At 46.7% G+C, this 11,615-nt stretch carries 11 protein-coding genes; 9 read left to right on the forward strand and 2 right to left on the reverse strand.

Annotated elements, in window-relative coordinates:
• Nucleotides 1-62: 62 nt before the first annotated feature.
• Both uvrD and PATL_RS20920 read left to right on the forward strand, forming a co-directional pair.
• Nucleotides 63-2,237, forward strand: coding sequence for a DNA helicase II (uvrD, locus tag PATL_RS20915; RefSeq protein ID WP_011576773.1), 2,175 nt, complete (start codon nt 63-65; stop codon nt 2,235-2,237).
• Between the two features lie 89 nt (nt 2,238-2,326).
• Entirely contained in the window at nt 2,327-3,583 is a 1,257-nt protein-coding gene (locus PATL_RS20920) for a GGDEF domain-containing response regulator (RefSeq protein ID WP_011576774.1), read from the forward strand.
• A gap of 19 nt (nt 3,584-3,602) precedes the next feature.
• On the opposite strand, the gene rarD is transcribed toward PATL_RS20920, so the two are convergent.
• Nucleotides 3,603-4,523: an EamA family transporter RarD gene (gene rarD / locus PATL_RS20925; protein ID WP_011576775.1), complete on the reverse strand. Its 921-nt coding sequence runs from the start codon at nt 4,521-4,523 to the stop codon at nt 3,603-3,605.
• 157 nt (nt 4,524-4,680) lie between these two features.
• Here rarD and PATL_RS20930 point away from each other — a divergent pair, with 157 nt between their 5' ends.
• The 3 genes from PATL_RS20930 (at nt 4,681) to PATL_RS20940 (ending at nt 6,823) form a co-directional block, all read left to right on the forward strand.
• A complete protein-coding gene (locus tag PATL_RS20930) occupies nt 4,681-4,938 on the forward strand; it encodes a hypothetical protein (protein ID WP_011576776.1) in 258 nt (85 codons plus the stop codon).
• Nucleotides 4,939-5,313: 375 nt separating this feature from the next.
• The gene (locus PATL_RS20935) at nt 5,314-5,886 is read left to right on the forward strand and encodes a YqaA family protein (RefSeq protein WP_011576777.1); all 573 of its coding nucleotides are present in this window, start codon (nt 5,314-5,316) and stop codon (nt 5,884-5,886) included.
• A gap of 13 nt (nt 5,887-5,899) precedes the next feature.
• Nucleotides 5,900-6,823 (forward strand): formate/nitrite transporter family protein, encoded by a 924-nt coding sequence (locus tag PATL_RS20940; RefSeq protein WP_011576778.1) that lies wholly within the window; start codon nt 5,900-5,902, stop codon nt 6,821-6,823.
• Between the two features lie 87 nt (nt 6,824-6,910).
• Here the strand turns inward: PATL_RS20940 and PATL_RS20945 are convergent, their stop codons facing one another.
• Nucleotides 6,911-7,306 (reverse strand): DUF2177 family protein, encoded by a 396-nt coding sequence (locus PATL_RS20945; RefSeq protein ID WP_011576779.1) that lies wholly within the window; start codon nt 7,304-7,306, stop codon nt 6,911-6,913.
• A gap of 381 nt (nt 7,307-7,687) precedes the next feature.
• Between PATL_RS20945 and PATL_RS20950 the strand changes: the two genes are divergently transcribed.
• From PATL_RS20950 to PATL_RS20965, 4 genes are all read left to right on the forward strand, one after another.
• Nucleotides 7,688-8,128, forward strand: coding sequence for a hemerythrin domain-containing protein (locus PATL_RS20950; RefSeq protein WP_011576780.1), 441 nt, complete (start codon nt 7,688-7,690; stop codon nt 8,126-8,128).
• A gap of 79 nt (nt 8,129-8,207) precedes the next feature.
• Nucleotides 8,208-8,738, forward strand: coding sequence for a peroxiredoxin-like family protein (locus PATL_RS20955; protein WP_041714134.1), 531 nt, complete (start codon nt 8,208-8,210; stop codon nt 8,736-8,738).
• Nucleotides 8,739-8,981: 243 nt separating this feature from the next.
• Nucleotides 8,982-10,604: a diacylglycerol kinase family protein gene (locus PATL_RS20960; RefSeq protein WP_011576782.1), complete on the forward strand. Its 1,623-nt coding sequence runs from the start codon at nt 8,982-8,984 to the stop codon at nt 10,602-10,604.
• A 380-nt stretch (nt 10,605-10,984) separates the two neighbouring features.
• Complete coding sequence (locus PATL_RS20965; RefSeq protein ID WP_011576783.1) at nt 10,985-11,530, forward strand: CC0125/CC1285 family lipoprotein; 546 nt, start codon at nt 10,985-10,987, stop codon at nt 11,528-11,530.
• The last annotated feature ends 85 nt before the right edge of the window (nt 11,531-11,615 follow it).

Genomic DNA, 11,615 nt, shown 5'->3' on the forward strand with positions numbered 1-11,615 from the left:
TTGTATAAAAACACAGTATAACTGTTATAATGCGTTCATAATTCTACAGCATTTTTTCCCCCATGGATGTATCTCGACTCTTAGAACAACTCAATGATAAACAACGTGATGCAGTAGCCTCGCCTGCTGCTGACATGCTTATTCTGGCCGGCGCTGGCAGCGGTAAGACCCGAGTGTTGGTGCATCGCATTGCTTGGTTAATGGAAGTAGAAGGCATTGCCCCTTGGGGTATTCTCGCCGTTACTTTTACCAACAAGGCCGCTCGCGAAATGCGCGGGCGTATCGAAGAGTTGCAAGGCAGTGCACTAAGCAATATGTGGATAGGCACCTTTCACGGTATCGCTCACAGACTATTGCGCACCCATTACGCTGAAGCTAAGTTACCCGAAAACTTCCAAATACTCGATTCAGACGACCAATATCGCCTAGTGCGCCGTGTCATCAAGAGTATGAACCTAGATGAAAAGCAATGGGCGCCGAAACACGTTCAGTGGTACATCAATGGCAATAAAGACGAAGGCTTAAGACCTGAGCACATAGATACTCACGGTGACTATAATCAGAAAAAGTTATGTGAAATTTATCAGGTTTACCAGCAAACCTGCGAACGGGCTGGCCTGGTAGATTTCGCCGAGTTATTACTACGCGCCCATCAACTATGGGTAGAAAATCCTGAGCTACTTAAACATTATCAAACCCGCTTTCGCGCAGTGCTTGTGGACGAGTTTCAAGACACTAACAACATCCAATACGCTTGGCTGCGCCTATTAGCCGCACCTACCAACAATATGATTATTGTTGGCGATGACGACCAATCAATTTACGGTTGGCGCGGGGCAAATGTGCAGAATATTCAACACTTCTTGCGTGATTACCCTCAAGCAAAAACCATACGCTTAGAGCAGAACTATCGCTCCACGGGCAATATATTAAAAGCGGCCAATGCCGTCATCGATAATAACCAAGGCCGTTTAGGCAAAGAGTTATGGACCGACGGTGTAGACGGCGAACCTATTTCTTTGTATGCCGGTTTTAACGAGTTAGATGAAGCACGCTTTGCGGTATCGCGCATAAAAGACTGGCAGACCCAAGGTTATGCCCTCAGCGATTGCGCTATTTTGTATCGCAACAACGCCCAATCACGCGTACTTGAAGAAGCGTTATTGCAAGAGTCTGTGGCCTATCGCATATACGGTGGCTTGCGATTTTTCGAGCGTCAGGAAATCCGTGATGCTTTAGGTTATCTGCGTATTATCAACCAACAAATTGACGATGCCGCATTTGAGCGCGTCGTGAATACCCCTACGCGTGGCATTGGTGATAAAACCTTGTCCCAGGTGCGTGAGCAAGCCAAAGAGCATGACTTGTCTATGTGGCAAGCAAGCTTACAGCTACTGCGTGAAAAACGCTTGTCAGGCCGTGCGGCCAATGCGCTACAAGCCTTTGTGGATTTAGTCTTAAAACTGCAAAAAGACACCACGGATTTACCCTTAGAGCAACACGCTGATCACGTCATCAAAAATTCTGGTTTGTACGCCATGTACAAAGCAGAGAAAGGCGAAAAAGCCCAAGCACGTATCGAAAACTTAGAAGAGCTCGTTACCGCGTGTAAGCAATTTGCGCCCCCTGAAGAAGCTGAAAACATGAGCCCCATGTCAGCGTTTCTTGCCCATGCTTCGCTTGAAGCTGGTGACGCCCAGGCCGATAAGCATCAAGACGCCGTGCAGATGATGACCATACACACAGCCAAAGGGCTAGAATTCCCTATGGTATTGTTAGTGGGTGTGGAAGAGGGCATGTTCCCCAGCCAAATGAGCAATGACGAACCCGGCAAAATAGAGGAAGAGCGCCGCCTTTGCTACGTGGGCATGACTCGCGCAATGCAAAAACTCTATCTCACCTACGCTGAAAGTCGTCGTGTTTATGGCCAAGACAAATACCATACGCCATCTCGCTTTATCAAAGAAATACCCACAGAATTTATTGAAGAAGTTCGCCTTCGCACCAAAGCGACAGTGTCACGTCCGATGCAGAGTCGCTTTCAGTCTTCTGCAAGTCATACCGCGTTTGACTCTACGGGCTTTAAACTCGGGGAGCGAGTGACTCATCGTAAATTCGGGGAAGGCACTGTACTTAACTACGAAGGCAGTGGCGAGCACGCCAGAGTGCAGGTGAATTTTGATAATGTTGGCAGTAAATGGTTAGTGCTGTCATTTGCAAAACTAGATAAAATTTAACGCCTTAAGTTTACCCTTTCTGCGAGGTGCTATAAGGTAGCGATACATTTAAGTGCTCCTTAGTATCAGCGGAAAGGTAAAATGGCTTTATGCGCCCAAAAGTCTTGATAATTGACGATAACGAACAAAGCGTAGACGTCATTGCCAGCTTGATACTCAAAGCACAGTTAACCCCAGTTAAAGCGACTAGCCTGACTGCGGCGCAACATATATTCTCGCACTCAGCACCTGAAGATTTTTTATGTGCCATCGTTGATTATCGCCTGCCAGACGCCCCCATCGGTCAAGCGATTGACTTCACCCTAGCCTCATTTTTACCGACCATAGTGACCACCGAATTCTTAGATCCAGAAACCAGAGCCGGTATCCTGAATAAAAACGTCATTGACTACATTCTGAAAGAAAACGAGCAGGTCTATGAGTATTTAAGCGTGTTGCTCAGCCGTTTGCACAAGAATAAGAGTGAAGGTGTATTAGTTGTCGATAACGCAAGAGTCAGCCGTCAGCGCAGCATTTCGCTGTTACAGCGCCACAACTTTATGACTCATGAGGCCACCACCGGCCAACAAGGTCTTGAGGCGCTCACTCGCTACAGCCATATAAAGTTAGTGATTGTTGCTAATAAGTTGCCTGACATGACCGGCATTGCACTGCTCAATGAAATTCGTAAGCGCGCCTCAAAAGACGATATCGCGGTAATAGGCTTGTCAGATCACAGTGACACCGGGGTTTCAGCTCGGTTTATTAAAAGCGGAGCCAACGATTATCTTGCCCAGCCCTATGGCCAAGAAGAATTCTTATGCCGGATCATGCAAAACATCGAATATATCGAAAACATCGAACTGATACGTAGGGCTGCCAATTCTGATTTTCTCACTGGCTTACCGAATCGGCGACACTTCTTCGAACGGGCCGCAGCGGCGACCCAGCTGGTACCGAAATGCCAAACTTTGGCACTCATTGACATCGACCTATTCAAATCAGTGAACGATACCTATGGCCATGATTGCGGTGATTACACCTTACGAGAAATCGCCAAACTGGTTTCATCAACATTTGCGCCGCACATTCCTGCACGCTTTGGCGGCGAAGAGTTTTGTGTGTTTTTACCAAATGTTGATCTGCCCAGCGCTGTACAACTCTTCGAATCGTTTCGTGAGGCATTAGCCCAGCTCACCTTCAAATTTGAAGGCAAAACGTTTCACTGCACTGTGAGTATTGGGCTAACAGCCATCGCTACAGGTGGGGTTAATAGTATGCTGCGAAAAGCCGATGAATACCTCTACCAAGCCAAGGCTGGCGGTCGCAATCAAGTGGTACACGACCCCGTAGAAGAAGTAGTTTAACTTTCCGCTAAGTGGTTAATCATTTATTGGCATTGGTGTTAGGCTGCTTTAACGCTTTTCTGACCTTACGATACTGGCGCAGTGAATCATAACTAAACAAACCCAGTGCCAACCAAACAAAAGCAAACATCACTATTTTGTTGTCATCTAACGGCTCACCGTAGACCACCGCCGCCAATACAAACATCAAACTTGGGCCAATATATTGAAAAAAGCCTAATGTCGAAAACATGATGCGTTTAGCCGCTGCGGTAAAACATAATAAAGGCGCTGTGGTCACGATACCGGCGCAAATCAGGGTAATGTTGAGTGCCATGTCATTGGTCACCATGTTGCTGTATTCACCGGCGAACCAAATCCAATACGCAATCGCAGGAAGCAGTAAAAATACACTTTCAATAAGCAAGCCTGGCAATGAATCCACCGCGACCTGTTTGCGCAATAAACCATAAATACCAAATGTGCCAGCGAGTGCAAGAGCCACCCAAGGTAACTGGCCGTAACCGATGATAAAATACACCACACCTGAGAGCGCTAATCCAACCGCGACTTTTTGCAAACGGCGCAAGCGTTCGCCCAAAAACAAGCGACCAAGAAACACGTTCAACAATGGGTTGATGTAATAGCCTAAACTGGCATCAAGCAGGTGGTTATTGTTAATCGCCCAGATAAAGATAAACCAGTTGGCGGCCAGTAATACCCCTGAAATTAAGAGGACCTGCATCACCTTAGGGTTAAGGATCGCCTGCTTGACTTTGTCCGCTTTGCCGGTAACGACTACAAGCAACGTGAGTACAATCACCGACCAGATAATGCGATGCATCAATATTTCCATCGCTGGCACTTGGCCTAGCAACTTGAAATACATTGGGGCAATTCCCCACATGGTATATGCCGCTATCGCAAATAAGACGCCCGATTTCACCGCTTTATCATTCATTTCAAGCCCCTTTATCTATCAAGCGCAGGAGTGTGAATTAACTGCCCTGTAAAAGCAACGGGCGCTGTTAGGCTTGCCTACGATTTTTTGTATACACTGAAATAATTCATACCAATTCCGGTCTTGTTTTATCAACAAAATCCATAAGGTAACGCAAGTGATAAACAGAAATATTGGGCTATTAAATCAACTTTTTAACCCTACTTTGGTAAAGCGCTCCGTTTTCACGGCATTAATCGTTGGCGCAATATTAAATGTGATCAACCAGTATGATGGCATATTTGGTCAAGCACCCATTCAGTGGGGGAATTTAATCTTAACGTTTATCGTGCCTTACTTTGTCTCGTCTATTTCCGGTATGTTAACCCTACGCCAGTTCGCAAAGCTACACGCCTCAAAACCCACATCAGAGTAACCTCACGTTAAAGTTACGGCTCTGCTCTGACGGTTCTCGTTATCGGCGATGGCCATCGGCTGTGGCTTAAGGCAAGGGTAAGTAAATATTGCAAAAAATCCGCCTAAATCAGCTCATAGTGGGTAATTTTTTGCTGTTTAAGCCAGCGTAGTTGCATTCCATTTACGAGTAAATGCGCACAATCTCATGCACTTTCTTGGCGTGACACACCTTATGCTATAAGGCTTAACGCAATATTCGCTGCAAGACTCGGCTAATGCGCCCGTCGCTCACTCATGCCGCGCCGTCCTTTGGTATACATCCTGCAAAGTAGGTCTACTTGTTTCATTTCCCCACGTGGATCCACTCAACCTCAAGGTGTAAGACAGGACGCAAATGGTCGCTTACTTCAAAAGCAAAACAAAACAGTTCATTGAATCTAAAAACATGTATGCAGTGTTAGTCATGGCTTCATTTTTAGAATCTATTATCGTGCCGATCCCGCTAGAAGCAGTGCTCATTCCATTGATGCAGGCCAAGCGTGAGAAAATTTGGTTGCTGGCAACGCTTGCCACTGTGGGCTGCATCTTCGGGGCGGTTATTGGCTACGGTGTTGGGTATTTCCTTTTCGACCAATTCGCTGAACAAATTGCCAGTTGGTTTTCTGATCCTCAGCAATTAGAGAACGTAAAAGCGCAGATGCAACAGCAGGGCTTCTGGTACGTATTGTCCATCGGTATCATTCCCGTGCCATTTCAGATTGCGATGCTAGCCGCTGGCGCAGTGAAATATCCCATCGGCATGTTTCTGTTAGCCACTTTAATTGCACGGTCGCTACGCTATTTCGGATTAGCCTTGTTAGTGAAGCTAACGGGTAACCACGCTGAGGCGTTGTTTAAAAAATATAAGCTCCCCACAGCCATTGGCTTAACCATATTGGTCGCCGTTATTTGGTGGATAAAACACTAGCAAGGAAAAACACATGTCAGATGACTTAGAGCACGGCGAGCACGATCATGAAGCCCGCATCGTTTCCACCTCAGGAGACCTCTTGTTTAACGAAAGCGCTAAAGAGCGAACCAAAGAGCGTACTCGTGAAAGCCAGGAATATGCTTCCGTCATAGTGAAGCGTGTCGATGAAACGTTCCGCCATCCAGACGACATACTTGAAAAAGCCATCGATGAAGGCGTTGAGCAGTTAGCTCGGCCCGCCATGTCACTATTTATGTCTGCACTGGCCGCTGGCATGATTATTTGTTTCACCGTATTGGCGGTAGGTGTGATGACCACCATAGTGGGCGATCTCTCTACGGGGTTTAACCGTGTTTTGGTTGCCTTGGTCTATCCGCTGGGTTTCGTAATGTGTATTTTAAGCCGTACTCAGCTTTTTACAGAACACACAGCGACAGCTTTCTACCCAATATTGGACAGGCGCATCAAAATTGTTCGTATGTTCCGCTTATGGGGGATTGTTATCGCGGGGAACATGTTGGGCGGTGTAATAAGCGCAGGCTTACTCGCCGTGAGCGATGAAGTGATTCACGCCAGCGAAGGCTACTTCATTATCGCTGAGCATATTTTGTCCTATTCCCCCCTTACACTGTTAACCAGCGCCACCCTTGCTGGTTGGTTAATGGCTTTAGGCGCGTGGACAATACTGTCAACGCATTCCACCACCAGCCAGATATTGTGTATTTATATTGTGACTTTCATCATCGGGCTAGGTGGCTTACATCACTCTATCGCTGGCTCAGTAGAGCTACTCGTGGGCTATTTCACTTCTGATCAATTGTCGTTCCTTGAGATGCTCAAAGCGCTCTCTGTTGTATTGTTAGGCAATGCGATTGGCGGCTCGGTATTCGTTGCATTACTGAACTACAGCCACATACGTAAGCTGAATAAATAATCGCTGAACCGCGACAGTATTCACTGTCGCGGTGACTCTGCCGCCATCACGTAGCACTCACTGTTTTTCACTCACCCTTGGCTAGACTCAGCGTCGCGCTAAGCGCCAGCCACAATAACTGCTTAAGCTGGTTACCACTGTCCCCCAAGCCCAATCTTGCAAGCTTATGCCCAACGGCCAGCCCGCTAATAAAGCGTAATTCGTCATATTATACGCACCATAAGCCGCTGCACCGAGTACCGCACCAGCCGCAAGTACATGACGTCCATGGGCAGTATCTTTGCGCGGTAGAACAACCAAATACACGATGGCCATGCAGTACAGGCTATAAAACACTACCCAAGGCCAAACGTGCACATCTTCTCGCATAAGCCCTTGCATCGCCTGTATGTAGCTATTTTTAGCCACCAAGCCTAGCCATATCGCATCTAATAACAAAAACCCCAGTAACGAACCTATGTACGCCTTAACCGCTTGTTTCATATTTCCTCCTCATTGACCGCAATTATTGACACGCGCTATTCACTCTTTGATTGGTGCTCTTACAAAGCCTTCCGCGTGTTGCCACTGACACCCTCTGCAGTGCGCATAAACCGCTAGCAGCTACCACTTACAGCTATTACGAAATACGCCCAGAATCGATTCATTGCGACATAAAAGCGCGCCAGCAACGCACACCAAAGACACAGAAATAACTACTGCTAACGTGTAACTTTTACCACGTTAAGCTTTATTAAAATACGAGTCTCCCAGATAAATCTTATGATTTTCAATTAATTACAAAGTTAACCCTGTTGGTACAAAGCTCGCAAGGAAGAACATTAAGTAAACGAACAACGAAGCAAAATTAAAAGGAATAAGATAATGAAAATTTTCGAAGCATTGCGTAAAGATCATGACGTTCAACGCGACTTAATGGACAAACTACTTAACACGTCAGGTAAAAGCGACGAACGTATTCATGCATTTAAAGCGCTAAAAGATGCACTAGAGAGTCACGCCTTAGCCGAAGAGCGTTATTTTTATGCGCCCCTGATGGAGTCAGACGACATGGCGGATCAGTCTCGTCATGCCATCGCTGAGCACCATGAAATCGATGAGCTGATCGAGAAACTTGAAGACACAAACATGAGCACCTCAGCATGGTTGGCGCACATGAAAAGTCTTCAGCATTTGGTATTGCACCATTTGGATGACGAAGAGCAGCAGTTCTTCCAAATGGCCGGCAAAGTACTGAATGAAACGCAAAAGAGTCGTTTGGCCAACAGTTACCGCGAAGAAATGCGCGAACAGCAATCTGCCTAGGTAGACATCCGCATTGCGATGGAGCGCGATGCACAGCTGCTCATCCCATCTCATTAACCAATCCTTAAGGAGGACGACAATGAATTCTGAAAAACTCACCCCAGGCGTCACTTTCCCTGAAATTCAGGTATTAGACACCAAAGGCAATATCCAAAGCTTAGTCAGTCCAACAGACGCTGAGCACTGGACTATGGTTGTGGTTTATCGCGGAGTGCACTGCCCAATTTGCAGTAAATACCTCACCCAATTGCAAGAAATGCGCTCTCAATTTCAAGACATTAAAGTTGATATTGTGGCCGTGTCCGCTGATTCAGTTGAGCAACTTAACACCAAGCTTGATGACGTATCGGTCGAATTCCCGGTATATGCAGGTTTAACCAAAGAGCACATGAGCGCACTTGGGTTGTACCTATCACAGCCGACTTCTGAGGCTGAAACCGACCACGACTTCCCTGAGCCTGGCCTATTTGTTGTTAACAGCGACAACAAAGTACAAGTGTTAGAGATTGCCAACAGCCCATTTGTTCGCCCAGACCTGAATATGTTGGTTTCGGGTTTAGGCTACACGCGCAAGAACGACTACCCAATCCGAGGGACTAAATCGTTCTAAATTAGGCCATGTTTATGTGCCAATAACGACCTATGCTACTTTCCTTAAACGCACTTTGCTTTCAACGTAGCAAAGTGCGGGTTTAGGGCGAGTAGCATCTTTGTATCACAGCGCATCTAACCTACAGCCTATGCTAGCGTGGGAATAGTAAGAGGAATCGACACTACGACTTGTCACTGCGAAAATCAGAGCGCATTGCGCAACCATAGCCGGTCGTAGCCATTTATATAGAGGATTAGCATCATGTTTATCGTTAAGTATTATTTAGCAGGTGCGCTGGCTGCACTAGCCTTGGCATACTTCAGCCCAACTCTATTTGTCAGCGTTCCTCTGGTTTGGATAAGCCTATCTCTGCTTGCTGTGGGTGCAGCATACTTATTACAAAAGCCGGCCATTTTTAGAAAGAAGCAAGACGGTTCAATTCCCTTTTATGTGCGCTGGTTATTTATACCCTTTCTCCTTGGCGTTCAGCTCTACAACAGTTGGGCGCGTAAAAACGACAAAGTGCCCGCCATTCAAAAAATAGATGATGATTTATTTTTAGCGTGCCGCTTATTTCCAAGCGATGTTGCTTACCTTCAAGAGCTCAACGTCAAAGCTATTTTAGACGTTACCGCCGAATTTGACGGACTAGATTGGACAGCCACCTCAGAAGACTTAGCCTACTTAAATGTTCCTGTGCTTGACCACCAAAGCCCTTCGGAAGAGGATTTAGTTAGCGCAGTAAACTGGATTGAGAATCATCGTCGCGCGGGACGCGGTGTGGTTGTGCATTGCGCCCTAGGTCGTGGCCGCTCGGTATTAGTAATGGCTGCGTATTTGCTGAGTAAAGACCGCACATTAAGCGTACGCCAAGCCATTGAAAAAATTCAAGATGTGCGAGAAACCGCGCGTCTCAACTCCCACCAGCTTAGGGCGCTTTGCAAAATTTTTGATAAAGGTGTGCTCACGCCCAAAGCCCCAACATGGTTAATTGCAAACCCAGTATCCGGTGCCGGTAAATGGCCCGAGAATCGTGAATTTATCGTACAAAGACTCAGTGCGTCTATGCAGCTAAAAGTGGTAGAAACCTCACCAGACATTAGCGCCTATGACCTAGCGCAACAAGCGATTGAAGCTGGCGCCACGACTGTGATTGCGTGTGGCGGCGACGGTACATTAACCGAGGTCGCATCGGCTGTGGTGAATACTCAAACTCAATTTGCCATTATCCCCATGGGAACGGCAAACGCCTTAGCCCACGCGTTATTTGGCAGTAAAACCAAAGTCATGCCGGTAGAGGTCGCTTGTGAGCATATTGAAAATGGCATAGCGACCAAAATTGATACCGCTAGCTGTAACGATAAACTTGCGTTACTGGTGACCGCCGTCGGCTTTGAACAGAAAATGATTGAAAACGCAGACCGGGAGGAGAAAAACGAAGGCGGCCAAATGGCTTATATCAGAGCCCTGTGGGAAGCCGTTAATGTGAATGAATCTTTGCAGCTCGACGTTACCATCGACGACGCCCCCACACAGCAGATGTCAGTGTGCAGTTTAGTGGTGGCCAATGCTGCGCCATTTACCACAGTATTAGCCCAAGGTGGCGGCGAACCGAATGTGCGAGATGGCTTTTTGGATTTAACCTGGTTACCCGGTGATGCCACATTCGGGGATCATATGTTCAGTTTGTCTGAATTAATTGCCCCGGGCTTATTTAACTCAGTAGAAGAGAAAAGCGTGCGTCACCAGCGCATCACAAAAATTCATATCAAGGGCGCCGGCCCGCTTAACTATGTGATTGACGGTGAAACCTATCAAGACGATGAATTATTCATCGAGGTAAACCCTGCATCACTGAGTATACTTATCGCCCCTGAGCCGTAGCCACCAGTAATAGTCTTGGTTAGGGGGATTAGTAACGAAACGTTCTCGTTCTATTAATTCTTATACCACAGCCCGGGCGCTAAGCTAGGTGCAAGCGCGAGTACAAGTACAAACACAAACTTTCGCGGTAAAGTGAAAAAGGGAAAGCCAGCGCTTTCCCTTTGTCGTTTTGGCTTATCCATTTCCCCTGTCAGAGCAAAGCCCACCGTGCGCATTTTTTACGCTTCAACCAGTAAATGTTGCTACCCATAAATATCACCATTGCCTACACCCCTTATTTTTAAAGGGTTGCGACATTGGCATCAGTATTGAATCAAGCCATACATATAACATTAAGAATGCTGACACTTTATCAGCCAAACCCTTAAAGAGTATGCCTTATGAATATACTGCCTGATTACATTTTACTAAAGCCAACGCTGACATTATGCATGATTTGCCTATGCTTATTTGGCTGTAGTTCAGTCACCCCGACTCAATATCAGGCAGCTATGCAAAACGGAGACGAAGGCTACAGCCATATTCAGTTAAGTGAAAATCAATATCGCGTCGTCTTCAAAGGCAACAAAAATACTGACGAAGAAGAAGCCACCAATTTCGCCCTACTTCACGCCGCTGAGCTCACCAGCGCAAATGGTTACAGCTGGTTCACCATCGTAGACAGCGATACTGACATCGAAACCAAAGACGTCACCCGCGTAGGACCAAGCACAACAAAGCCCACGCAAGGTGAAACCACCTGCGGTTTATTAGGCTGTGCCACGCCTTCTTCACCAAATTATGCCGGCGGCGAAGTGACCACCAAACAAGTGAAAGAAAACATCATGTCGTCGCTGCTTATCACTATGGGCAAAGGCGAGCCTGAAACACCATTAACCGTATTTGACGCCCAGAAGTTAGCCCAAAACCTACGACCGGCTCATTAGAATTACTGCTGCTGCACTGTCTTACATCCACAGTGCGTTCCCTTTGCGAGTACCTTGTGGTACTCGCTTTTTTCTTTTAACCCAC

It is taken from the genome of Paraglaciecola sp. T6c (assembly GCF_000014225.1).
GTDB classification, from domain to species: Bacteria; Pseudomonadota; Gammaproteobacteria; order Enterobacterales; family Alteromonadaceae; genus Paraglaciecola; species Paraglaciecola atlantica_A.

Bases quoted from the DNA above. Each gene is read 5' to 3' on its own strand.
- PATL_RS20950 (WP_011576780.1), top strand. From the start codon at position 7,688: ATGAAAATTTTCGAAGCATTGCGTAAAGATCATGACGTTCAACGCGAC.
- PATL_RS20945 (WP_011576779.1), bottom strand. From the start codon at position 7,306: ATGAAACAAGCGGTTAAGGCGTACATAGGTTCGTTACTGGGGTTTTTG.
- PATL_RS20960 (WP_011576782.1), top strand. From the start codon at position 8,982: ATGTTTATCGTTAAGTATTATTTAGCAGGTGCGCTGGCTGCACTAGCC.
- PATL_RS20920 (WP_011576774.1), top strand. From the start codon at position 2,327: ATGCGCCCAAAAGTCTTGATAATTGACGATAACGAACAAAGCGTAGAC.
- PATL_RS20940 (WP_011576778.1), top strand. From the start codon at position 5,900: ATGTCAGATGACTTAGAGCACGGCGAGCACGATCATGAAGCCCGCATC.
- uvrD (WP_011576773.1), top strand. From the start codon at position 63: ATGGATGTATCTCGACTCTTAGAACAACTCAATGATAAACAACGTGAT.
- rarD (WP_011576775.1), bottom strand. From the start codon at position 4,523: ATGAATGATAAAGCGGTGAAATCGGGCGTCTTATTTGCGATAGCGGCA.
- PATL_RS20965 (WP_011576783.1), top strand. From the start codon at position 10,985: ATGAATATACTGCCTGATTACATTTTACTAAAGCCAACGCTGACATTA.
- PATL_RS20955 (WP_041714134.1), top strand. From the start codon at position 8,208: ATGAATTCTGAAAAACTCACCCCAGGCGTCACTTTCCCTGAAATTCAG.
- PATL_RS20935 (WP_011576777.1), top strand. From the start codon at position 5,314: ATGGTCGCTTACTTCAAAAGCAAAACAAAACAGTTCATTGAATCTAAA.